This window comes from Lonsdalea populi (genome assembly GCF_015999465.1).
GTDB lineage: Bacteria > Pseudomonadota > Gammaproteobacteria > Enterobacterales > Enterobacteriaceae > Lonsdalea > Lonsdalea populi.
Genome location: NZ_CP065534.1, coordinates 2,472,548 through 2,495,404 on the forward strand (window position 1 = coordinate 2,472,548; position 22,857 = coordinate 2,495,404).

The 22,857-nt window shown below is 57.9% G+C and carries 20 protein-coding genes; 6 read left to right on the plus strand and 14 right to left on the minus strand.

Annotated features, from left to right (window positions below; genetic code table 11):
- Positions 1–2 precede the first annotated feature (2 nt).
- Entirely contained in the window at positions 3–1,019 is a 1,017-nt protein-coding gene (locus tag I6N93_RS10865) for an acyltransferase family protein (protein ID WP_085685025.1), read from the plus strand.
- Between the two features lie 55 nt (positions 1,020–1,074).
- On the opposite strand, the gene I6N93_RS10870 is transcribed toward I6N93_RS10865, so the two are convergent.
- Both I6N93_RS10870 and I6N93_RS17355 read right to left on the minus strand, forming a co-directional pair.
- Entirely contained in the window at positions 1,075–1,788 is a 714-nt protein-coding gene (locus I6N93_RS10870; protein ID WP_253454696.1) for an aminotransferase class I/II-fold pyridoxal phosphate-dependent enzyme, read from the minus strand.
- Entirely contained in the window at positions 1,680–2,294 is a 615-nt protein-coding gene (locus I6N93_RS17355; RefSeq protein WP_253454698.1) for an aminotransferase class I/II-fold pyridoxal phosphate-dependent enzyme, read from the minus strand. The genes I6N93_RS10870 and I6N93_RS17355 overlap by 109 nt, the downstream gene beginning before the upstream one ends.
- 387 nt (positions 2,295–2,681) lie before the next feature.
- Here I6N93_RS17355 and I6N93_RS10875 point away from each other — a divergent pair, with 387 nt between their 5' ends.
- Both I6N93_RS10875 and ggt read left to right on the plus strand, forming a co-directional pair.
- A complete protein-coding gene (locus tag I6N93_RS10875; protein WP_085685028.1) occupies positions 2,682–4,958 on the plus strand; it encodes a molybdopterin-dependent oxidoreductase in 2,277 nt (758 codons plus the stop codon).
- Between the two features lie 194 nt (positions 4,959–5,152).
- Positions 5,153–6,916: a gamma-glutamyltransferase gene (gene ggt / locus I6N93_RS10880; RefSeq protein ID WP_085685031.1), complete on the plus strand. Its 1,764-nt coding sequence runs from the start codon at positions 5,153–5,155 to the stop codon at positions 6,914–6,916.
- Between the two features lie 85 nt (positions 6,917–7,001).
- On the opposite strand, the gene I6N93_RS10885 is transcribed toward ggt, so the two are convergent.
- Positions 7,002–8,018: a Ppx/GppA phosphatase family protein gene (locus I6N93_RS10885; RefSeq protein WP_112111530.1), complete on the minus strand. Its 1,017-nt coding sequence runs from the start codon at positions 8,016–8,018 to the stop codon at positions 7,002–7,004.
- 697 nt (positions 8,019–8,715) lie between these two features.
- On the opposite strand from I6N93_RS10885, the gene I6N93_RS10890 reads away from it, so the two are divergent.
- Together I6N93_RS10890 and I6N93_RS10895 are read left to right on the plus strand one after the other, a co-directional pair.
- Entirely contained in the window at positions 8,716–9,318 is a 603-nt protein-coding gene (locus I6N93_RS10890) for a TetR/AcrR family transcriptional regulator (RefSeq protein WP_085685034.1), read from the plus strand.
- The gene (locus tag I6N93_RS10895; RefSeq protein WP_085685037.1) at positions 9,315–10,505 is read left to right on the plus strand and encodes a multidrug effflux MFS transporter; all 1,191 of its coding nucleotides are present in this window, start codon (positions 9,315–9,317) and stop codon (positions 10,503–10,505) included. Before I6N93_RS10890 ends, I6N93_RS10895 begins: the two co-directional genes overlap by 4 nt.
- 73 nt (positions 10,506–10,578) lie before the next feature.
- On the opposite strand, the gene fdhE is transcribed toward I6N93_RS10895, so the two are convergent.
- The 4 genes from fdhE to I6N93_RS10915 form a co-directional block, all read right to left on the minus strand.
- Positions 10,579–11,505: a formate dehydrogenase accessory protein FdhE gene (gene fdhE / locus I6N93_RS10900; protein ID WP_085685040.1), complete on the minus strand. Its 927-nt coding sequence runs from the start codon at positions 11,503–11,505 to the stop codon at positions 10,579–10,581.
- Between the two features lie 366 nt (positions 11,506–11,871).
- Positions 11,872–12,207 (minus strand): DUF2002 family protein, encoded by a 336-nt coding sequence (locus I6N93_RS10905; RefSeq protein ID WP_085685043.1) that lies wholly within the window; start codon positions 12,205–12,207, stop codon positions 11,872–11,874.
- 68 nt (positions 12,208–12,275) lie between these two features.
- Positions 12,276–13,007, minus strand: coding sequence for a glutamine amidotransferase (locus I6N93_RS10910; protein WP_085685046.1), 732 nt, complete (start codon positions 13,005–13,007; stop codon positions 12,276–12,278).
- A 248-nt stretch (positions 13,008–13,255) separates the two neighbouring features.
- Positions 13,256–14,848 (minus strand): ABC-F family ATPase, encoded by a 1,593-nt coding sequence (locus tag I6N93_RS10915; protein WP_085685050.1) that lies wholly within the window; start codon positions 14,846–14,848, stop codon positions 13,256–13,258.
- Between the two features lie 180 nt (positions 14,849–15,028).
- Between I6N93_RS10915 and I6N93_RS10920 the strand changes: the two genes are divergently transcribed.
- Positions 15,029–15,907 (plus strand): PhzF family phenazine biosynthesis protein, encoded by an 879-nt coding sequence (locus I6N93_RS10920; RefSeq protein ID WP_085685052.1) that lies wholly within the window; start codon positions 15,029–15,031, stop codon positions 15,905–15,907.
- A gap of 118 nt (positions 15,908–16,025) precedes the next feature.
- On the opposite strand, the gene I6N93_RS10925 is transcribed toward I6N93_RS10920, so the two are convergent.
- From I6N93_RS10925 to nuoI, 7 genes are all read right to left on the minus strand, one after another.
- Complete coding sequence (locus I6N93_RS10925) at positions 16,026–16,337, minus strand: DUF883 family protein (protein ID WP_085685055.1); 312 nt, start codon at positions 16,335–16,337, stop codon at positions 16,026–16,028.
- A gap of 160 nt (positions 16,338–16,497) precedes the next feature.
- Positions 16,498–17,961, minus strand: coding sequence for an NADH-quinone oxidoreductase subunit NuoN (gene nuoN / locus I6N93_RS10930; protein ID WP_085685058.1), 1,464 nt, complete (start codon positions 17,959–17,961; stop codon positions 16,498–16,500).
- Between the two features lie 6 nt (positions 17,962–17,967).
- Positions 17,968–19,503, minus strand: coding sequence for an NADH-quinone oxidoreductase subunit M (gene nuoM, locus I6N93_RS10935; RefSeq protein WP_085685061.1), 1,536 nt, complete (start codon positions 19,501–19,503; stop codon positions 17,968–17,970).
- A 99-nt stretch (positions 19,504–19,602) separates the two neighbouring features.
- Entirely contained in the window at positions 19,603–21,453 is a 1,851-nt protein-coding gene (gene nuoL / locus I6N93_RS10940; protein WP_085685064.1) for an NADH-quinone oxidoreductase subunit L, read from the minus strand.
- On the minus strand, positions 21,450–21,752 hold the full coding sequence (gene nuoK, locus I6N93_RS10945) for an NADH-quinone oxidoreductase subunit NuoK (protein ID WP_085650984.1): 303 nt from the start codon (positions 21,750–21,752) through the stop codon (positions 21,450–21,452). Before nuoK ends, nuoL begins: the two co-directional genes overlap by 4 nt.
- Positions 21,749–22,297 carry an NADH-quinone oxidoreductase subunit J gene (nuoJ, locus tag I6N93_RS10950; RefSeq protein ID WP_085685067.1) on the minus strand — a complete coding sequence of 183 codons (549 nt, stop codon included), beginning with the start codon at positions 22,295–22,297 and terminating at the stop codon, positions 21,749–21,751. Before nuoJ ends, nuoK begins: the two co-directional genes overlap by 4 nt.
- A gap of 10 nt (positions 22,298–22,307) precedes the next feature.
- Positions 22,308–22,850, minus strand: coding sequence for an NADH-quinone oxidoreductase subunit NuoI (gene nuoI, locus I6N93_RS10955; protein WP_026739920.1), 543 nt, complete (start codon positions 22,848–22,850; stop codon positions 22,308–22,310).
- Between the last annotated feature and the right edge of the window lie 7 nt (positions 22,851–22,857).

Here is a 22,857-nt window from a genome sequence, read left to right on the forward strand (position 1 = left end):
ATATGAATAAAAAACTAAGCTATATTCAGTATTGGCGTGGTATTGCCGCCATCATGGTTATTTTCGCGCACACCACAACGGCCATCTATAATGGTGGTATTCAAAATGGATATCGACTCGAAGATCTCGGCACGTTAGGCGTCTATATATTTTTCATCATCAGCGGTTTTATCATGATGAAAACGACGCATAAGAAAACGTGGTCGCCGCAAGAGGCGAAAAAATTTTTGATTCACAGAATTAACCGGGTGATTCCCCCTTATTGGTTCTGGACGACCGCGCTGCTGGCGCTGTGGCTTGCCGGGCTGGCGTTAAAAAGTCACCACTTCGATATGGGCAAAATTCTCAGTTCTTACCTGCTGTTGCCGCATATCGGCGAGGACGGGCGCATCAATCCGATCTTATCTCAAGGGTGGACGCTGATTTACGAAATATTTTTTTACTGCCTGTTTGCGGTATGTATTTTCTTCGGTAAGAAAAGTCATATATTGCTGACCCTTTCGTTCTGTTTCCTGATTTCCTATCTCATCGGGAAATGGCTCCCTGCGGATACAGGCGCCAGCATATTGTTGACCAATCCTATTCTGCTGTATTTTCTGGCGGGGATGGTTATTTTCTTTTTGTCCGAGCAACTGACCTTAAAAAAAGGGTTTTTATTATCCGGAATGGTTCTGGTCCTTTACCTGATTTGTCGTCTATTCCAACCCGCCTGGCTGCCCGTTGTTTTTTATATTTGCCCTATTTTTATCGTGCTGTTTTCCGCCTGTTCTCTGGAAGGATGGACCTCCCGCGCATTAATGCTGATCGGCGATGCGTCCTATTCCATTTATTTAGCGCACGGTTTTGTCACCATGACGTTGTCCATGTTGATGAAAAAACTGTCCGTCAGCGACATCAATCAAACGGCGGTGATTATTCTGACCACGCTGGTTTCGCTGGCCGTTGGGATGATTGCCTACCGTGTTGTGGAAAAACCGCTGACCGCGCTCATCCCCAGCAAGCGCGCCGTCAAGGCCTGACGCACCTCGGCGACGAAGCTCGGAAGAACACAGGATGATGACGTCAGAAGCGGTATCACGGCCGCCTCTGACGCCTCGCGATTAAACGCTTACAGCCAGCCCTGAGCTCCCGCATCAGCTGGGTGAAGGTGAGCATCTCTTCGGGCGTGCCCATGGAAATTCGGCACCAGTCAGTAGCGGGCGGAAAGGCGCGGCCAATCAAGACGCCATGCTCTTTCATACGCTTCTGATACCCCTCCAGCGGCACCTTGATACGGTGGAACAGGAAGTTGGCCTCTGATGGCATATACTCCAGGTTCAGAGATTTCAAGGTATCGATCAGGATCTGACGGGACGTATCGATGGTTTTTTTGCTGTAGGTTATGAAGGCTTTGTCGTCGAGCGACGCGCCGGCAACCGCTATCGCGCAATAGTTGAGTGACTCAGACGTGTTGTAGTCCGCCACTTTTGCCAGCAGTGCGGGATTGCCAATCGCATAGCCTGCTCGCATACCGGCCATCGCGAAGATCTTCGAAAAGGTCTTCAGCAGGATGATGTTGTCGCACCCTTCGCGGATCAGCCCGTCCACCGAACGGAACCGTGGGTCGTTGACGAACTCGGCGTAGGCTTCATCCACCAGAAACAGCGTGTCCTCCGGTTTGCTTTTGATCCACGGCTCGATCAGATCCGCAGGCGTAATGGTGGCGGTGGGATTGTTGGGATTGTTGGGATTGTTGGGATTGTTGGGATTAACGATATAAACGATGGTCGGACCGTGGTAGGCAGCCACCGCTTTTTCATCGCCTCGATATCAAACGTCCAACCCGGCAACATCGGCAGCCGAACGATATTCATCCCCATGATTTTGGCGTACTTAGGGCCGCCTTCGTAAGTCAGTTCGGGAATAACCAACTGGGTTTTCGCCGTGCCCAGCGCTTCGAAACAGGAGCGAATGCCCTCGCAGGAGCCCTGTAGCATCAGCACCTTGCTTTTCTCCACGCCGTGCAGTCCGGCGATTTTTTCCTGCAACTGCCGTTCTTCCTGGTAGGGATAGCGGTTGGCTTTGGCAATGGCCAGACGCGCCGCCTCTTGCCCTTTGGGCGACATCCCCAACGGGTTCTCATTGTAGTTGATGCGAATCACCGGCTCCGTGGTGGTGCCGCTGCTTTTGCTACCGGCGAGAGAAGAAGCCAGCGCCGATTTGTTCAGCCCTGCCAGCGCCAAACCACCGAGTAACGCCCCTGAATATTTGAACATCTCGCGGCGATTTTGATTGGTATGGATTGTGTCGGTCATCGGCCTGTGATCCCTTCTGTGAATATACACAACTTTACACAAGCAAAGGTTATACCAATCCTAAGAAGAAGAATGTCAGGCCCAGAGCTGTAGGGACTCGTTTGCCGCAGGCAAGATAAACATGCGCCTGAAACAGGGATTACGTCGTTCCGACTGACGTTATCAACGCGCGCCCTAAAAGTCTTACTGAACCATCGACTCCCCCATCAAGTCGGTTGAAAATCAACCGCATGCACCTTGAGCACTATCCGACCGAACTAAAAAAGCGCCTACCCTCTTTACCATCCGATTGACATCGTGTTTATTGCTTATCTGGATCATTATCATCCGCCAACAATACATGCCGGCTCTTCGGCGAGGAAAAAATACTGATTTTCCGAGGGCACTATGACAATAACGCGTTACCCCCATCTCGCGCACTGGGGCGCATTTACGGCCGTAGTGGAAGACGGCAGGCTGATTGGCTGCGAGCCGTTTGCCGCCGATCCCGATCCGTCCCCGATGCTCGACAGCATTGTGCCGCTGGTCTATTCACCCCAGCGCATCCGCAAACCCGCCGTTCGCCGTTCCTGGCTGGCGAAACGGGAAAACAGCGACACCTCGCTGCGCGGCAAAGAACCGTTTGTGGAGGTGGACTGGGATGTCGCGCTGGATCTAGTGGCTGAAGAAAACCGGCGCGTGCGCGATCGCTACGGCGCCGACGGTCTGTTCGCCGGTTCTTACGGCTGGTCCTCCGCCGGACGCTATCACCACGCGCGCTCGCAGGTGCGCCGCTTCTACTTCGCCGGCGGCGGCGCGGTCGATCAGGCAGGCAACTACAGCTGGGGCGCGGCGCAGTTCTTCCTCCCTTATGTCATCGGCACCTTCCATCCGCTCACCGGTAAAGTGACCGAATGGCGCAGCGTGGCGGATCACTGCCAGCTGTTCATCGCCTTTGGCGGGCTGGCGCTGAAAAACGCACAGGTGGCTTCCGGCGGCGCGGGTCAGCATACGCTGAAAGTCGCCCTGGAGATGCTTAAAGCCAGAGGCATTCCGGTCATCAATATCAGTCCGATGCGCGACGACTGCCCGGCTTTCGTTGACGCGGAATGGATACCCATTCGCCCCAACACCGACGTGGCGCTGATGCTGGCGCTGGGATTCGAGATCCGCCGTCTTGAGGCGGATGACCGTGCGTTTCTGGAACGCTACTGCGTGGGCTACGACGCTCTGAGCGACTATCTCGACGGCCGCACCGACGGCACGCCCAAAACGCCTGAGTGGGCCAGCACCATCACCGGTATTCCCGCCGAGCGGATCGCGCGGCTTGCTCAACAACTCATCGGCGTGCGCAGCTTTATCACCTGCACCTACTCCGTACAGCGCGCGCATCGCGGCGAGCAGCCCTACTGGATGATGATCGCCCTGTCCGCCATGTTGGGCCAGGTCGGCCTGCCCGGCGGCGGCTTCTCGTTCGGACACGGCTCGATGAACAGCGTCGGCAACGAACGGATCGCCACCCCTGCCCCGGCCTCGCCCTCAGTGCCGAATCGCGGCAGCATCATCCCCGTCGCGCGTATCGCCGACATGCTATTGCAACCCGGCCGGCCCTACACATTTCAGGGCCAGACGCACACCTATCCGGATATCCATCTGATCCACTGGGCGGGCGGCAACCCGTTTCACCATCACCAACAGCTCAACCGGCTGGTGGAAGGCTGGCGTAAGCCGGATGCCGTCGTAGTGCAGGATATCGTCTGGACCCCCGCCGCCCGTATGGCGGATATCGTGCTGCCGGTGACCACCACGCTGGAGCGCAACGACATCGGCGGTTCGTCTCGGGATCGTTACATTTTCGCCATGCATCAGGCCATCGCACCGCAGCATCACGCCCGTAATGACGTGGATATTTTCAGCGAGCTGGCGCAACGGCTGGGTTACGGCGATACGTTCACGCAGGGCCGCAGCGAGCGCGACTGGCTGGCGATGATGTATCAGCAGTGCCGCGAACGCCAGGGAGAGACGGGACAAGCGTGGCCGGAATTCGACGCGTTCTGGCATCAGGGTTATGTCGATATTCCGATGGACGACAAGCCGTTCGTCTTCTTCGAAGCGTTTCGTGATGACCCGGAACAGCACGCGCTGAAAACCCCGAGCGGCAAAATCGAGCTGTTCAGCGAGACGCTGGCAGGCTACCGCTACGACGACTTCGGTCCGCACCCTGAGTGGCGGCCGCCGATCGAGTGGCTGGGTGCCGAGGTCGCACGGGAGTGGCCGCTGCATTTCATCTCCATTCAGCCCTCCGACCGCCTTCATAGCCAACTCGGCAGCACGCCGCAGGTCGCCGCCAACAAGACGGCCGGGCGGGAAACGCTTTATATGCACCCGCAGGATGCGGCGGCGCGGAATATCGCCGACGGCATGCAGGTCGAAATACGCAACGCGCGCGGCCGAATTTATGGCGGGGTGAAAATCACCGACGGCGTTACGCCGGGCGTGGTGATCATGTCCACCGGCGCATGGTTCGACCCGGGCTGGGAGCAGACGGAATGGGACCCGGTGGAGAGATCAGGTAACGCCAACGTGCTGACGTTGGATATCGGCACGTCGTCGCTGACTCAGGGGCCGAACGCCATGAGTTGTCTGGTCGAGGTGGTTGCCGCGCCGGAAATCGCGACGGCCTGACATCCTCACCGGCTCAAACGGCCCTCATCACGGGCCGTTTTTCTTTTCTCCCCCTCCTGGTACTTATCACTCATTTTTCTGTTATCGAATGGTTCCCTCACCGGAGACGGCTCCGTATGCTGTCTAGCCACCGGCGAACAACATGGCCGGACATAAAACCAACAGAGTAGGTATTAGATCAGCAGGAGATAGGGATGACATCAGGAAAATGGCGGTTGGTATTAAGCTTATCAGGACTCCTCACCGTAGGCCCGGCCTCTGCGGTCTCCATTCCCGCCGTAGAGGCGAAGCAAGGGATGGTGGTGAGTTCGCAGCATCTGGCTTCCCAGGTCGGCGTTGATATCCTGAAAAGAGGGGGAAATGCGGTAGATGCGGCGGTGGCCGTCGGCTACGCCCAGGCCGTGGTCAACGCCTGCTGCGGCAATATCGGCGGCGGGGGCTTTATGACCCTGCATCTGGCAAACGGGAAAGACACTTTTATCAACTTCCGCGAAACTGCGCCAGCGGCGGCCACCGCCGATATGTATCTGGACGCGGAGGGGAGAGTGAAGCCCGGGGCCAGCCTGTACGGCTATCTGGCGGTCGGCGTACCCGGCACGGTGATGGGACTAGAAACCGCACGGGAAAAATATGGGACGATGAGCCGCGCGCAGCTGCTGGCGCCGGCCATCAAGCTCGCACGCGAAGGGTTTATCCTAAACCGCGGCGACACCGATATCATGAACACCACCGTCAAACGTTTCCGACAAGACCCGGAAGCCGCCCGCCTCTTCCTTCGCCCGGATGGATCGCCGATGCAGCCGGGAGACCGGCTGGTACAAAAAGATCTGGCCCGCACCCTGCAAAGCATCGCCGATCGCGGTCCCGACGCCTTCTACAAGGGGGAACTACCGCGCAAAATCGAGGCGGCGGCGAAAAAAGGCGGCGGGATCATCACCGCAGCGGACTTCGCTCGCTACACGGTCACGGAAACCACGCCGATTAGCTGCACCTATCGCGGCTATAGATTCATCTCCTCTCCGCCACCCAGCTCCGGCGGCGTTGCGTTGTGCGAGGCGCTGAACATTCTCGAAGGATACGATCTTAAGGGGATGGGCTTTAACTCCGCGCAGGCGATCCACACGATAACGGAGGCGCTGCGCCATACCTACATGGATCGCAATACCTATTTGGGCGATCCGGCGTTTGTACACAACCCTATCGATCGTCTGCTGAGCAAAACGTACTCTGCGGAGATTCGCAGCAAAATCGACCCGGAGAAAGCCACGCCGTCAACGCAGGTCACGCCCGGCACCGAACCGCACGAGAAACCGGAGACTACCCACTATTCGATTGTCGATAAGCAGGGGAATGCGGTGTCCACCACCTATACGATCAACGGGCGTTTCGGCGCAGTCGTGATCGCCCCCGGCACCGGTTTTTTCCTGAACGATGAGATGGACGACTTCACCGCCAAGGTCGGGGAGAAAAATCTCTACGGGCTGGTGCAAGGGGAGCGGAACGCCATCGCGCCGGGCAAACGTCCGCTGTCGTCCATGAGTCCGACGCTGGTGACTAAAGACGGCAGGATCTTTCTGGTGCTGGGATCGCCCGGCGGCTCGCGCATTATCACGATCACGCTGCAAACAGCGTTGAATATTATCGACTTCGGGATGACGCCGCAGGAAGCGGTGGATGCACCGCGCATTCATCACCAATGGCTGCCGGACGCGGTCTACTACGAACGGCGCGGCCTGTCCGCCGATACGCTGAAACTGCTGGCGGAACGCGGCTATAAGATGATCGAGCAAACGCCCTGGGGCGCTGCCGAGCTGATTATGGTTGGCCTGCCCGGTATTCAGGGCGTCGAGCCCGCCAACTCAGGCAATGACTCCGCTGTGTCCGATAAAGTGCGCGAAGGCTATCTGTACGGTGCCAACGACTCCCGGCGACCTGCGGGATCGGCAGTAGGTTACTAAAGGAGAGAGAACAAAATACTGGCTGTGCAGAGGCCGGGTTCCTCCCGGAAAACAGTCTCTGCGCAGAATAGCCGAAGCGAAAAGATCACTGCAGCAACACGCCCTGGATCAGGCTGGCTTTCACCACGTGAACTTCCGAAATATCAAGTGCCTCCATGAAGCCCTCAACCAGTAGCAGGTTAGTCACGTCCGTAGCTTTGTATTTGCCCTGCAGCTGAGAGTCGTCCATATGACTTTTTTTTGCGGTGATGCTTTTCAACTCCTCCAGGCGATAGCTGTTGCGGCCTGTTCCGAGCTGTCCGGAAATGGAGTAGCTGTGTACGCCGCCGATGCCGATGACCAGCTTGCGTGAAGCGACAAGGCGGATCTCGGGACGAACGTGCGTCGTCGCATAGAACCGGATGAAACGCAGGATCATCGGCAGTTGATCGCCTATCGGATTGGGTGACGAGACCGCACGCAAATCCTTATTCTGGAAGACATCAATGACCATGTCTTTGAGACTGACCGCCGCCAGCTTACCCAGATAGACGACCGGCTTTAGGTGACCGTTGATCGGCTCGAAGCTGGTCATCTGCATAGAGCCGCCGCCGATGTCCCACACCAGAATATCGCCGTTGCTCAACGCAGGTTGATTGAGCGTGGCCTTCGCCGATAGGAATCCCAGCAGGGCTTCCTGCTCCTGGCTGAGCACTTTGATGGACAACCCGGTGTTGCGTTCAAAATCGGCAATCACCTGTTCGCCGTTGCTGGCGGAGCGAAAAACCTCCGTCGCCACGCCGCTAATGCGGGATGGATGCCACTGATTGACCGCATGAAGCAGCGACTGCAGCGTCGCCAATCCTTCGTTGGCGATGGCCGGGCTCAGTTCGCCGTTGTGGGAACGCGCCAAATCCGCATTGTAGCCAACCGGTTGATCGCTCTGATACAAGACATTGCCGAGCACGCCATGGCAGACGTCCACCTCCGCGACCATCGCTTTGGTGGTGCCGGAGCCGATGTCGAACCCGGCACGGATTTCGATACAGTCTGAAGCCTGTACATAACCGATACTCAAAAAAAGACCGGCGAGTACCAGCAGGCTGCGTGTAGCTTTTATCATAGTAGTCCCTTGATCTCGGTCGCCCCCGCCGCCGGAGATAACGCTCAACGCTGCGCAAGCGTTGCAGCCACTCTGAACGGAATCTGGGGTACGGCGCGATGGTTATCATTGTTTTGGATCCCCAACGGGGAGCATGTCGGATCTGCCACGCTCTCACTGCCGTGAGCGGGCAGGCCATTCATCTTGCGCCATTGCGAACACAGGGTGAGATGGCTTCATCGTGACATACCGCGGCCGAAGGCCCCTGACGGAAAATCACCGTCCAACGGTCCCCGCAGGCGCGCCCATAATGCGATATGGCGGAGAGCGGGTCAAATTCCCGTGATCATCTCGCAGATGAACATCAGAGTGTATAATCGTCATTTTTTACAATCACTTAACCTGAACCGCGCTCTTTTGAAACGCGGCGATGGCCCGCTCTTCGGCAACACGATGTTAAAACATAGAGGAAAGCCCCCGCACGCGCCGCTGCACATCGCGTCGGGTATCGCAGGTCAACACGCGCCGGAAAGGGGAGATTCGTCATCGATACGGCAGTTTGCGAAACTTGCCTGCTTCCAGAATCTCACCTATCCTCTCATCTAATTGAGAATGAACGTTCATTCTCAATTTACCTAACGGGACATGACCGTGTTTATCACGCCTTATCATAAATGGCCCGCTGACGACTTTCGCAGCGCGCTGACTGGAGCCAACCATGCCGTCTGAAACACCCAAACAGCAGCATGTCCGCGAGCGGCAGGACCGCATTATCGCCGCAGCGCGCCAGTGCTTTCGCCGGGCTGGTTTCCATGGCGCGGGGATGGCGGACATTGCCCGCGTCGCTGAACTGAGCGTCGGGCAGATTTACCATTATTTTACCAACAAGAATGCGATTATTGAGGAGATGGTTTTCCGCATCGCGGAAACCAGGATCGCACCACTGGAGCGGGAGCTGAACCATACCGCACGCATGCCGGACATTCTGATCGGCAACGCGCCCTACGATGAGATGTACCATAACAGCGACGACAATGCGTTGATGCTTGAAGCCACGGCCGAGGCTAGCCGTAATCCGCGCGTCGCGGAGATCCTAAAAGCCGCGGACGAACGTATTTTTTATCAGGCCTGCCTGATGTTGCATAAACGCTATCCACGGCTCTCCCAGGCGTCTATTGCCGCGCGGGTGGAACTGATAGCCGCGCTGGTGCAAGGGACATCGACGCGTTCGCTGTTACCCTCCTCCGCCCCGCGGGCTGAACTCCATCAGCTCTATCAACACATCATCGCACTGCTTTTTTCGGAAGATGAGGCTCTATGAAAACACACTCCCCTACCCGTCTGGGCTATGCGCTTATGTTGGGTTCGCTGGCCGCGCTGGGTCCGCTATGTACCGATTTGTATCTGCCGGCGCTGCCTCAGTTGACGAGCGATCTCAGTACCAATACCTCCACCGCGCAGCTCAGTCTGACTGCAGGGCTGTTGGGACTCGGCGGCGGCCAGCTGATTTTTGGTCCGCTCAGCGATGCGTTCGGACGCATGCGTCCCCTGCTGTTTTCGCTGGCGCTGCTGCTGGCCACGTCGATATGGTGTGCCCTCGCCACCGATATCCATCAGCTACTGGCGGCACGTCTGTTACAGGGGATAGCCGGGGCCGGCGGAGCCGTCTTATCGCGCGCGGTGGTCCGCGACCTTTATTCCGGACATGAGTTGACCCGCTTTTTCGCGCTGTTGATGTTGGTCAACGGGTTGGCGCCGATATTTGCGCCGGTGTTGGGCGGCGCGCTGATGAGCTTAACGGACTGGCGCGGTATTTTCGTCGCGCTGGCGATAGTCGCGATGCTGTTACTGCTCCTGTCCGCCTTTAGGATGAGCGAAACGCTACCGCAAGAGCGGCGAATCAGCGGCGGCCTCGGCGCGATGCTGTCGTCACTCGGCGGGCTGCTGCGGGAACGCCAGTTTATGGGTATGTGTCTGGCGCAGGGGCTGTCCGGCGCAGGCATGTTCGCCTATATCGGCGCCTCGCCGTTCGTCTTACAGCAGATCTACGGACTGAGTCCACAGATCTTCAGCCTGTGTTTCGCCCTGAACGGCATCGGCCTGATTATCGCCGGACAGCTGTCCGCCCGCTTTAGCCGAGATAATCAGGAAGAACGCGTATTGCGCGTAGGGTTGACGATTGCGGTGCTGGCCTCCGCGATACTGCTCGCCGCCGGTCTGACGCAGGCGTCGCTGGTGTGGGTTCTGGCACCGCTGTTTTTAGCCGTCGCCATGATGGGGGTGATTGGTCCCTGCGCCTCCGCGCTGGCGATGCAAAGTCAGGGAAATCAGGCAGGGAGCGCTTCGGCGCTGATTGGTCTGAGCATGTTCGGGCTGGGCGCGTTGAGCGTACCGCTGACCGGACTGGCAGGCACGAGCGCTACATCGATGGCGCTGGTGATGCTGGTGTGTTACGTGCTGGCTGCGCTGTCCTACGTGTTGCTCGTGGCCAAAGCGCGGGCGGCCTGATAGGCGTTTGCAGAAAACGGCCTGACGTGGGAGCGGGGTCGCTGCCCCCACGGGCTTACGCGCGATCCTCCGCTCAGACGGCGCTTTCCGGAAACAGGAAGGGGTTGATGCTGCTGCGAAAAAAACCTTCATCCTCCATTCTGATGTCCAGGATCAGCGAGGCGAGATCGTCCGCCACCGCTTCCACCCGGCAGTCTCTCTCCTGGTACAGCAGTTTGATGTAGGTGCCGCAGTCGCCGCAGCTCTCCGTCTGGTTTGAGGCCAACTCATCGTCCAACGACCAATAGCTCAGGTGATCGGACTGCTCGCAGTTGCTGCAGATCACGCGCGCCATGTGCCATTCCGTTTCACACAGGTTGCAATGCAGGTAGCGCAGGCCGTTTTCATCGTCCATATGGACCACGGCGGAGACCGGGATGCTTCCGCACACCGGGCAGAACTGGCGGTGTTCGCCCAGTGACGGCAGGACCTCGGCGGGCAGCTGACTGGCCATCTGCGCCCAATAGATCGACAGCGCCGCCCAGACGAAGGGGGCCTTGTCGTTGCTCTCAGGACAAAAAGACTGGCTGAACAGCTTATCGGCCAGCGCTTCCTTCTCCGGCACGGACATCTTCTCTAGATTTTCCAGCGCGCTGAGGATCTGACCGCTCATCTGCGGCTTTAACTCTTCAATCAGCGCCTGCAACAGCGTAAGCCAGTGCGCATCGCGCTGGAAATGCGCGGCATCCAACGGCGGTCTCCCGCCCGCGTCTTGCCGAATGCGGGTGACGTCCAGCAACCGCGGATGGTCATGCTGCACATGCTGCTGCGCTTCCACCACCTGTGCGGCGAAGGTCAGATAGTCGCCCAGCGGGTGATTGTCCGCCAGCTGGCGCAGCCGTTCGGCGCGGCCGCTGTACAGGCTTTTCAGATTGGCGAATAGCAACGACGGGACGGTTTCCAGCCGGGACGTCGCCGCCTCGCCTGCTGGCTGTTCCTGAGGAACAAGACGAATACTCATCAGGTTGTTTTCCGATTTATAGTGAAAATGACGGACGGCCGTTGCCAGCCGGACCGACGCGCTTACGCGGGGGAAGCTCCCCTGCGGACGGCATTTGTTCCCGACCTGCAGTCACAGGGCGGCGGCATCCGCACGGGACGAATCAACCGTATCATATTCATTGTAGGCCGGTTTCCCTGTTTTGACGGGTTTGGCGCGGGAAACGCCGAGGCGGGGAGCCTTTTTTCGCGGTGCAGCTGCGTTTCCGGCGGGGGTGAAGCCGCCGGGCAAGGTGTGAAAAGCGGTCGAATCCGGCGAAAGCCATCGGCGGCCTTGCGCAAGCGGCCGGGAGAGCCCATCCCCTTGCCGCTTGCGGGCGGTCGACGATCAGCCAAACATACGCTCAAGATAGCGTGACAGCATGGCCCGAGAGGTGAAACCATGCGGAATGCCCATATAGGACGGAGTTTCAGATTCAGGGTCGAGCGGGAAGCGCTCATAGGCCGGGCTGCTGCGCAGCGTTTCCGCGGGATGGGCGTATTTCAGACTTTTCGCCCCCTGATTGGGGTGGATGACCACGGCGGTACGCCCCATTCTCGCCTCGCGATTGACATAGACGTAGTGCTCGCCTTTATAGAATCCATAGGCTTTATCCGTCACGGTATCGCGTGTAAATCCTTCTTTCTCAAGTACTTGAGCCACTTCATCAGGGCGTAAATACATCAATTGTCCTCCCTCTACGCTAATCTGAGGGAGTGACCATAACTCACTGAATTCGTAGGACAACCGGACTACTCCGAACCTGCCGCCGCCGCAGCGGCCTGCGCCAACTGCGCCTGCCGCACAAACTCCACCAGCAGGCGACGCGCCCAGCGGGGTTCTTCCTGCACCGTCAGCGTCGGCTTCCGGTTATTTCTCAGACAGGCGTTCATCACTCCCGCCTCCATTTCCGGGTGGAACTGGAAGGACAACGCGGTGGGTGAATAGCGCAGGATCTGACAGCCGTCCAGCGCCGATGATGCCAGCACCTGCGCGCCCGGCGGCGGAATCGCCACCGACTGCACATGGGTGAGGTAGGCGCTGAACGCTTCCGGCAGCCCGGAGAGGAGCGCATCCTGCGCCGCCGCTGGTTTGAGCGAAATGGTTTCCAGCCCCATTTCTTTCCCCTGCGGATTATCGGCCACCGTTCCGCCCAATGCGTCCGCCAGAAGTTGATGCCCATAACATACGCCCAGCAGCGGCAGTTGTTCGTCCACGGCTCGACGCAGCCATACCCCCGTTTCTTCGCTCCAATCCAGCCGGTCGGTGACCATCGCCCACGAGCCGGTCACAATCGCGGCGGTCAGAGAGGAAGGCGGCGGCAGCGCCTCATTCAGGTCGGGACGGACAATCAGCAGTTCGCCGAGTTCCAGCGTCGCCAGCGCGCTGCGAAACCAGTCCGACTGTTGGCCGACGTCTGCAGCGATAGGCGCAGGCGGCTGCCCCATCTGGATAATCAAAAGCGGTTTTTCAGCACGGTTCATATGTTTTCTTCAGGATATCGCAAAAGGAATGACGCTGAACGTAGCACTCCCGCTGTCGTTTGTCATCGCCCACCAAGGCCCCGTTGGCAACTGACGTCTATCTCCCCGGATACGCCGCCTTTTTGGCTCCGTTCGCGACCAAGGTTGATGGGAAAAGCCCCGAGCCCGCCGCCGGATAACGGCCACAAAAAAGCCGTCGCACAGGCGACGGCTCTAGACGATGCGATGAAAATCGCGACGACCCGGCGTTATTCGATGCCGCGACTGCGCAGATAATCCTCATAGCTTCCGGTGAAGTCGATCATCTTCTCAGGCGTGATTTCCAGCACACGGGTGGCCAGTGAGCTAACGAATTCCCGGTCGTGCGAGACGAAGACCAGCGTTCCCTGATACATCTCGAGCGCCATGTTCAGCGATTCGATAGATTCCATATCCAAGTGGTTGGTCGGTTCATCCATGATCAGCACGTTGGGACGCTGCATCATCAGCTTGCCGAACAGCATGCGCCCTTTCTCACCCCCGGACAGCACCTTCACTTTCTTGCGAATATCGTCCTGCGAGAATAACAGACGGCCCAGTACGCTACGCACCGCCTGCTCGTCATCGTTCTCCTGCTTCCACTGGCTCATCCAGTCAAAGACCGTCAGCTCATCGTCGAACTCATATTCGTGATCCTGCGCATAGTAGCCAATCTGCACATTTTCAGACCATTTGACGGTGCCGACATCCGGAGCCAGGTCGCCGACCAGCGTTTTCAATAGCGTGGTTTTGCCAATACCGTTGGTCCCGAGCACTGCGACTTTCTCTCCGACTTCGATCAGCAGTTTCAGCCTGCTGAAGAGCGGACCGTTGTCGAATCCTTTCGCCAGATCCTCAATTTCCAACGCGTTACGGAACAGCTTTTTGTCCTGCTCGAAACGGATGAACGGGTTCTGGCGGCTGGACGCCTTGATCTCTTCCAACTGAATTTTGTCGATCTGGCGCGCGCGCGACGTGGCCTGACGGGATTTAGAGGCGTTGGCGCTAAAACGGCTCACGAACGACTGTAGCTCGGCAATCTGCGCCTTCTTCTTGGCGTTGTCCGCCACCAGGCGCTCACGCGCCTGCGTGGCGGCCGTCATATATTCGTCGTAGTTGCCCGGGTACAGACGCAGTTCGCCGTAATCCAGGTCCGCCATGTGCGTACACACCATGTTAAGGAAGTGACGGTCGTGGGAAATGATGATCATGGTGCTGTTACGTTCGTTCAGCACCTGTTCCAGCCAGCGAATGGTATCGATATCCAGGTTGTTGGTCGGTTCATCGAGCAGCAGAATATCCGGGTTAGCAAACAGCGCCTGCGCCAACAGCACGCGCAGTTTCCAGCCCGGCGCGACCTCGCTCATCAAGCCGTAATGCTGCTCCAGCGGGATCCCCACGCCCAGCAGCAGCTCGCCCGCGCGGGCCTCGGCGCTGTAGCCGTCCATTTCACCGTATTTCACTTCCAGATCGGCCACTTTATAGCCGTCTTCTTCGCTCATTTCCGGCAGCGCGTAAATGCGATCTCGCTCCTCTTTCACGTCCCACAGTTCGGCATGGCCCATGATGACCGTGTCCAGTACCGAGTATTGTTCAAACGCAAACTGGTCCTGGCGCAGCTTGCCGAGACGTTCGTTAGGATCCAGAGAAACATTGCCGCCGCTGGGGGTCAGGTCGCCACCCAGAATTTTCATAAAAGTGGATTTACCGCAGCCGTTGGCGCCGATCAGGCCATAGCGGTTGCCGCCGCCGAATTTGACGGAGATGTTTTCAAAAAGCGGCTTACTGCCGAATTGCATCGTTATGTTATTCGTTACCAGCACAGTATTTACTCAGATCTAAGTGTGATTTACCGCACATTATGCCATAAGCGGCCCTCAGAATCCCGGCCATATTCGAACGCTATTTAACCAGAATGGTTTCTATGGGATTTTGAATATAATCAGGTGATAATCTTGAATAAAAAAACTTATCATGTCGTAAACCCCCTGAAGGAAGCGCACATGTCATCAGAGCGTCAGTTTAAACAGGTCGATGTCTTCACCCACCATGATTTTCAGGGCAACCCGCTGGCCGTCATTCTGGACGCCGAAGGGCTGAGTGATGAGCAGATGCAGGCCATCGCCCGCTGGACTAATCTCTCTGAAACCACCTTTGTGCTGCCGCCGACCGACCCCACGGCGGACTATCTGGTTCGCATTTTCACGCCGTCGCAGGAACTGCCTTTTGCTGGCCACCCCACGCTGGGAACGGCTCATGCACTGCTGGAGACAGGACTCACGCCGCATGTCCCGGGACAATTGATTCAGCAATGCGGCGTCGGTCTGATCCCCATAAATCTTTTTGACAACGGTCAACTGGCCTTTCGGGCGCCGGAAGCCGCTATCGATCCCGTGGAAGAAAGCCTTTACGCCTTGATTGACGCCGCGCTCGGCAGCAATCATCGCCATAGCGACGTCCCGCCCACGATCGTCAGCATGGGGATCCGCTGGATAATCGTCCGTATGGACAGCGCGGCGTCCTGCCTGGGTGTCAGAATTGCTCAACCCCCGTTCGAAAAACTGCTGGCGGCGACCCATGTCGACGGTATCGCCATCTATGGCCCGCACGAAAACGCGACGCCGGCCGATTATGAAGTCCGGGCGTTTTTCCCGCTGGATACCGTGATTGAAGATCCGGTGACCGGCAGTGCGAACGCGTGTATCGCCCGCGCGTTGCAACATAGCCACGATCTGGAAAAAGTGACGAGGAAAATGGGATACAGCGTGCGTCAGGGCACCATGCTGTACCGCAACGGGCGCGTCAATGTCGCTTATATCGATAGTCAGCCATGGATTGGCGGCTACAGTCGCACTCTGATTGACGGTACGCTCAACGCCTGAAGCACGTTGACACCCGCTGCGTCTTGACGCATAAAAAACAGGCGCCGTACCCATGATAGGGATACGGCGCCTGTTTCAGTTAACGGCGTCGACAACATCAGACGTCATGAGAGAACCGTTATTTACGGGCGAGCAAAATCCCAAGCACCAATCCTACCGACGCACCGATGCCAAGACCATGCCAGGGGTTGTCCTGAATATAGCTATCCGCCTTCTTCACAAACTTTTTCGCCCGCTGGCAGCACCCCGTTGAGGGTTCAAGACGAGACCGAACATCCTGCAGCGAGTCGTAGGCCTGCTTTTTGAGATCCTGATAAGCGCTGTCTGCGTAGTCGCCGGAATATTTCAATAGCTCGTCCAGCGTGGTGGACAACAGCTTTACGTCGTCCTCAATACTCACTTCTTGTGACTGTTTATCATGCGGTGCCATTATTTTCTCCTGTTGGTGAAAATGCGCGAACCCTTTAACTATAGATAACCTGACGCCGATGCGGGGCCGAATGGGGACAGATAATTCCTGATTATCTGGCAATGGTCATAAAAAAAGCCGCGACACGTCGCGGCTTTCATCATCTTGAACCTATCAAGGGTTACATCAAAGGCTGCGCCATCTGAACCAGCGAGATAAGCGGCTGGGGATAAAGGCCCAGCGCGACAATGATGATGGCGGAAATCACTACCACAATGCCAGCCAGCGAGAACGGACAAACCGCCGCTCCGTTTTGGGCCGAGACCTGCGCCGGCGGCTTGGAAAGATACAAATTCACCATGGCGCGCAGGTAGTAGTAAAGACCAATGGCGCTACCGACGACCACCACCGCCGTCAACCACCACAGCTGTGCGTTTACGCTCACCGCCAGCACGTAGAATTTGCCGAAGAAGCCCAGCGTCATCGGGATCCCTGCCAGCGACAGCATCATGACCGACATCGACGCGGCCAGCACCGGACGGCGCCAGAACAGACCGCGATACGCCGCCAGCGAGTCTTCGTCTGCGCCGTGATACGGACTGGAGATCAGGCTGACGACGCCGAAAGCGCCCAGGCTGCTGAACAGATAGCCGACCAGATAGACGCCGACCGTTTCCAGCGCCAGCTCATGCGACTGCACGGCAATCAGCGCGACCAGCAGATACCCCATATGCGCGATGGAGGAGTAGCCCAGCAGACGTTTGATATTGGTTTGCGCCACCGCCATCACGTTACCCACAATGACGGAGACAAACGCCACCACGGCCAGCGCCAGCCGCACAGATTCGCCGTCAACCAGCGGGGCGTACAGGAACAGACGCATGACCGCGCCGAAGATGGCGATCTTGCTTGCCGTCGCCAGAAAGGTGGATACCGGCGCGGGCGCGCCCTGATACACATCCGGCGTCCACAAATGGAACGGCGCCAGCGATAGTTTGAAGCCGATGCCCACGATCATCATACCCAGACCTGCCAGCAGCAGCGGCTGATACAGCTGCTGGTCACTCAGGCTTTTGCCCAGGCTGGCGAAGCTCAGGTCGCCGGAACCGGCATAGACCAGCGCCATTCCGAACAGCAGGAAAGAGGACGCGGCGGCAGACAGCAGCATATATTTGACGGCCGCTTCCAGCGAACGTTCCTGACGGAAGGCGTAGCCCACCAACCCGAACAACGGCAGAGAAATCAGTTCAATACCGATGAACAGCGACGCCAGATGGTTGGCGCTGGACAGCAGCACGCCACCTAACGTAGCGATAAGCACCAGCAGGTAAAACTCGTCGCGGTTGTCTGAATAACCCTTAAGCCAGGCGTAGCCGTAAAGGCAGGTCGCCAGTCCGGCCACCAGCACCAGACCGGTATACAGCATTGAATAGCCGTCGACACGGATCAGCGGCGTCACGTCCGTCGGGCCGCTCTGCCCGACCAGATAGAGGGCGACCAGAGAAATACCCAGACCGATGACGGACAGAGTGGCATTCACAACATGGTTGCGTCGCCATGCAATGGACAGCATCACAACCACTACCGTTAATCCGACAAGGAGTAGCGGAGAAAGCGCGATCAGTTGTTGAGGAGTTATTGTCATGGCGAATTAAAGCCTTGTTGTTGAAATAATGGAACTCTGAGCCGACGACATAAACCACTGTTGAATATTGGTCATCGCCGCGCTGGAGGTATCCAGAACCGGCTGAGGATAAATACCCAGCGCGACCAGCAGCACAATCAGCAGCAATATGATGGACAGCTCGCGCGTCGTCATTCCTGCCAGCGGCGCGTCAGATTTCGGCGCGCCGTAGTAAGCGCGTTGCATCATGATCAGAGAGTACACCGAGGCAAACACCAGACCGAAGGTGGAGATGACCGTAATCACCGGCACCACCTGATAGCTGCCGAACAGGATCATGAATTCGCCGACGAAGTTACCGGTTCCCGGCATCCCCAACGTCGCCACCGCGAAGAACAGCGATACGGCGGGCAGATAGCGAATACGTCCCCACAGACCGCCCATCTGACGCATATCGCGCGTCTGCAGTCGTTCGTACAGCTGGCCGCAGATGATAAACATCCCGGCAGCCGACAGACCGTGCGCAATCATCTGCACCACCGCACCCTGATACGCCAGCTGACTGCCGGAGTAGATGGCGATCATGACGAAGCCCATATGCGACACGGAGGTGTAGGCCACCAGCCGTTTAATATCGGTCTGTTTAAACGCCAGCCAGGCGCCGTAGAAAATACTGATCACGCCCAGCCACATGGCGATCGGAGCGAATTCGTGAGACGTGGTAGGGAACAGCGGCAGGCTGAAACGCAGCAGACCATAGGCCGCCGTCTTCATCAGTAGACCCGAGAGATCGACAGCCCCTGCCGTCGGCGCCAGCGCATGAGCATCCGGCGACCAGCCGTGTACCGGCACCAGCGGCATTTTCACCGCGAAGGCGACAAAGAAGCCCAGCATCAGCAGATACTCCACGCCGTGGGACATGTCGGTACGCAGCAGCGCATCGTAGTTAAACGTCCAGACGCCGGTAGACGCGTGATGCGCCAGCACCAAACCCAAAATAGCGATTAACATCACCAGACCGCTGGTCTGGGTATAGATAAAGAACTTGGTCGCGGCCTTGCTGCGCGCGCGTTCGTCCGCACCTTCATGACCCCATACGGCGATCAGGAAGTACATCGGCACCAGCATCATTTCCCAGAAGAAGAAGAACAGGAACAGGTCTACCGCCACAAACACGCCAATCACCCCGACCAGCGTCAACAGCAGGTTAAGGTGAAACAGGCCCGAACGGCGGTGCTTTTCGTTCCACGAACACAGGATGGACAGTAGTCCCAGCAGCGCGGTCAGCACCACCATCAGCAGCGACAGGCCATCCAGCGCCAGATGGAAATCGATGCCGAAGCGCGGGATCCACGGTACGTTAAACACTTCCTGCCATTGCGGCACGCCGTGCGGCACCGCCAGAGAATAGCCACCCTGCAGCCAAAGCTGTACGGATAGCGCCAGTGTCAACCCCATAGTCATCAATGCAATCCAACGCGGCACGTTGGCGCCGAATCGCTCGAACAGCCAGCTCAGCAGACCGCCGATAAGGGGAATAAGAAGTAGCCAAGGTAGTAGCATGGCGTTTTGTGTCCCTAAATATAAAGAAAACGAGAAACTTGCTGCCGGCAGGGACGCCTGAGTCAGGCGTCCGCTACCCTCAACGTCGCTGTATCGCCATTACGCAAGCAACAGCAATCCCAGCACCACGACGGCGCCCATCCCCACGGAGGCGACATACCAGCGCACCTGACCGTTCTGACCGACCGCCAGACCACGATTGCCCCAGGCAACCAGCAGCGCCGGGATCGTCATCAGCTTGTCGAACGGATCGTGTTTCAACAACGCGCCAATCGCCAGATACGGTTTGACGAAGATCTTGTCGTACAGCCAGTCGAAGCCCCAGGCGTAGAACCACCAGGTCGAGAAGAAACGACCGGCCACGCTGTTGGCGATGAGGTTGACGAGGCGACGCTGTCCCAGCCACAAAGCGGCGGCCAGCAGGATACCGGCGACGGCGATCACGCCGGACGCGATTTCCAGCGTCAGCATCCGACCGTGCTCCAGCGCCGTCGTTTCCGGCAGCACGCCGTACAGCGGCGGCACGATCAGCGCGCCGACGAACGTAGACAGCACCAGCAATATCAGCAGCGGCAGATGATGAGTGATGCCCTTGAGCGCATGCGCTTTCGTTTTTTCCTCACCGTGGAACACGATGAAAATCATTCTGAAGGTGTAGAGCGAGGTCATAAACGCGCCCGCCAAACCGGCGATGGCGAAGTTGATGTGCCCGTTCGCCCAGGCGCCCGCCAGAATTTCATCCTTACTGAAGAAGCCTGACGTCACCAGCGGCAACGCCGACAGTGCCGCCCCGCCGACCAGGAAGCAGACGTAAACCAGCGGAATGGTTTTACGCAGCCCGCCCATCTTGAAGATGTTCTGTTCGTGGTGGCAGGCCAGGATCACCGAGCCGGAAGACAGGAACAGCAGTGCTTTGAAGAACGCATGCGTCATCAGATGAAAAATCGCGGCATCCCACGCGGCGGCGCCCAGCGCCAGGAACATGTAGCCGATTTGGCTCATGGTGGAATATGCCAGCACGCGCTTGATATCCGTTTGCACCAGCGCCGCGAACCCAGCCAGCACCAGCGTGACCGCGCCAATGATGCCGACCAGATGCAGCACCGCCGGCGCTATCAGGAACAGACCGTGCGTCCGGGCGATCAGATACACGCCCGCCGTCACCATGGTCGCGGCGTGGATCAGCGCGGAGACCGGCGTCGGCCCCGCCATGGCGTCCGCCAGCCAGGTCTGCAACGGCAGTTGCGCCGACTTGCCGACCGCGCCGCCCAGCAGCATTAATGTCGCCATCGTAATGGCCGGCGAACCTTCCGCCAGATGCTGCGGTGCTAAGACCATTAGTTCGCGGAAGTTCAGCGTTCCCAGTTCGCGATACAGAATAAAGAGCGCGAAAGCCAGGAAGACGTCGCCGACGCGCGTCACCACGAACGCCTTCATCGCCGCTGCGCCGTTGCTCGGGTTGGTGTAGTAGAAGCCAATCAGCAGGTAACTGCACAGCCCTACCCCTTCCCAGCCGAGATACATCAGCAGCAGGTTATCCGCCAGCACCAGCACCAGCATGCTGGCGATAAACAGGTTGGTGTAGGCGAAGAAGCGGGAGTAGCCCTCCTCCCCACGCATGTACCAGGACGCGTACAGGTGGATGAGGAAGCCGACGCCGGTGACCACGGAGAGCATGGTCAGCGACAGACCGTCCAGCGCCAGGTTGACGGAGATGTCGAAGTTGCCCACCGACATCCAGGTCCACAAGTGCTGATTGAAGAAGACCACGCCATCGCCTTGCTGATGGCTGAAGAAGTCGATGCCAATCCAGCAGGTCAACAAGGCCGACAGGCCGACGGAACCGACGCCGACGGTCGCTGAGACATTTTCAGACCAACGGCCGCGGGAAAAGGCCAGCAACAGAAATCCGAGTAGCGGAAATAAGAGGGTTAAGTAGAGTAAGTTCATCCGCGCATCTCACTGACAGTATCAATATTCAGGGTCTGACGGCGACGATACAGCTGCAGCAGCAGCGCGAGGCCGATACTGGCTTCGGCGGCGGCCAGCGTGATCGCCAGAATGTACATCACCTGGCCATCCGGGTGACCCCAATAGCTACCGGCTACCACAAACGCCAGCGCAGCCGCGTTGATCATGATTTCCAGACTGATCAGCATGAACAGCAGGTTGCGCCGGATAATCAGCCCAGTCAGGCCCAGCACAAAAAGAATGGCCGCCAGCAGCAAACCATGTTGTAGGGGAATCATGCCCGTCCCTCCGTTGTTTTCTTGTCGGCGTCGTTGGCATCCGAAACGTTGTCGAGCCGGTCTTCACGGCCGACGTGAAAGGCGACGACCAACCCGGCCAGCAGCAGCATAGAGGCCAGCTCTACCGCCAGCACATAAGGCCCGAACAGCGTGATGCCGACCGCTTTGGCGTCAATCATGTTGCCCTGAATGCCTTCGCCGCTCACGCTGTAGATGCCTTTGATGATGACCGCCAGCAGCAGCAGAGACAAAATGCCGGGGCCGATCCAGACGCCAGGCTTGAGCCACTGTTTTTCCTGTTCAGCCACGGCGCTGCCGAGGTTCAGCATCATCACGACGAAGACGAATAGCACCATAATGGCGCCGGCGTAGACGATGATCTCCAGCGCGCCCGCAAAATAGGCGCCCAGCGAGAAGAACACGCAAGCGATGGCCAGAAGAGACACGATTAAATAAAGTAGTGCATGCACTGGGTTGGTATGGGTAATGACACGCAATGTTGCCAGTACCGCAATCAACGCAGCCGCATAAAAAGCGAATTCCATGCTTGGCTCCTTAAGGCAGCAGACCTTTGACATCAATGGGTTTGGCTTCGTTTTCGGCTTCGCCTTTGTCTTTCCCATTGATGGCCATGCCGGCCATCCGGTAAAAGTTATATTCCGGATATTTACCCGGCCCCGAGATCAGCAGATCTTCTTTTTCGTACACCAGATCCTGGCGCTTGAATTCACCCATCTCAAAATCGGGCGTCAGCTGGATGGCTGTCGTCGGACAGGCTTCTTCACACATGCCGCAAAAGATGCAGCGTGAGAAGTTGATACGGAAGAATTCCGGATACCACCGCCCGTCTTTCGTTTCCGCTTTTTGTAGCGAGATGCAGCCGACCGGACAGGCCACGGCGCACAGGTTGCAGGCCACGCAGCGTTCGTCGCCGTCGGGATCACGCGTCAGGACGATACGACCGCGGTAACGGGGCGGCGGATTCACCGGCTCCTCAGGATACATGCGGGTTTCGCGTTTTTTGAACGCGTTGGACCCCACCATGCAAATGCTGCGTACCTGGGTGCCAAAACCCACCAAGAGTTCTTTCAGTGTCATGGTTTAT

Coding starts and splice junctions, on each gene's coding strand:
- nuoI (WP_026739920.1), bottom strand. CDS start 22,850: ATGACACTGAAAGAACTCTTGGTGGGTTTTGGCACCCAGGTACGCAGC.
- nuoK (WP_085650984.1), bottom strand. CDS start 21,752: ATGATTCCCCTACAACATGGTTTGCTGCTGGCGGCCATTCTTTTTGTG.
- fdhE (WP_085685040.1), bottom strand. CDS start 11,505: ATGAGTATTCGTCTTGTTCCTCAGGAACAGCCAGCAGGCGAGGCGGCG.
- I6N93_RS10925 (WP_085685055.1), bottom strand. CDS start 16,337: ATGGCACCGCATGATAAACAGTCACAAGAAGTGAGTATTGAGGACGAC.
- nuoM (WP_085685061.1), bottom strand. CDS start 19,503: ATGCTACTACCTTGGCTACTTCTTATTCCCCTTATCGGCGGTCTGCTG.
- nuoJ (WP_085685067.1), bottom strand. CDS start 22,297: ATGGAATTCGCTTTTTATGCGGCTGCGTTGATTGCGGTACTGGCAACA.
- nuoN (WP_085685058.1), bottom strand. CDS start 17,961: ATGACAATAACTCCTCAACAACTGATCGCGCTTTCTCCGCTACTCCTT.
- I6N93_RS10905 (WP_085685043.1), bottom strand. CDS start 12,207: ATGTATTTACGCCCTGATGAAGTGGCTCAAGTACTTGAGAAAGAAGGA.
- I6N93_RS10920 (WP_085685052.1), top strand. CDS start 15,029: ATGTCATCAGAGCGTCAGTTTAAACAGGTCGATGTCTTCACCCACCAT.
- ggt (WP_085685031.1), top strand. CDS start 5,153: ATGACATCAGGAAAATGGCGGTTGGTATTAAGCTTATCAGGACTCCTC.
- I6N93_RS10910 (WP_085685046.1), bottom strand. CDS start 13,007: ATGAACCGTGCTGAAAAACCGCTTTTGATTATCCAGATGGGGCAGCCG.
- I6N93_RS17355 (WP_253454698.1), bottom strand. CDS start 2,294: ATGACCGACACAATCCATACCAATCAAAATCGCCGCGAGATGTTCAAA.
- I6N93_RS10890 (WP_085685034.1), top strand. CDS start 8,716: ATGCCGTCTGAAACACCCAAACAGCAGCATGTCCGCGAGCGGCAGGAC.
- I6N93_RS10875 (WP_085685028.1), top strand. CDS start 2,682: ATGACAATAACGCGTTACCCCCATCTCGCGCACTGGGGCGCATTTACG.
- nuoL (WP_085685064.1), bottom strand. CDS start 21,453: ATGAACTTACTCTACTTAACCCTCTTATTTCCGCTACTCGGATTTCTG.
- I6N93_RS10885 (WP_112111530.1), bottom strand. CDS start 8,018: ATGATAAAAGCTACACGCAGCCTGCTGGTACTCGCCGGTCTTTTTTTG.
- I6N93_RS10865 (WP_085685025.1), top strand. CDS start 3: ATGAATAAAAAACTAAGCTATATTCAGTATTGGCGTGGTATTGCCGCC.
- I6N93_RS10895 (WP_085685037.1), top strand. CDS start 9,315: ATGAAAACACACTCCCCTACCCGTCTGGGCTATGCGCTTATGTTGGGT.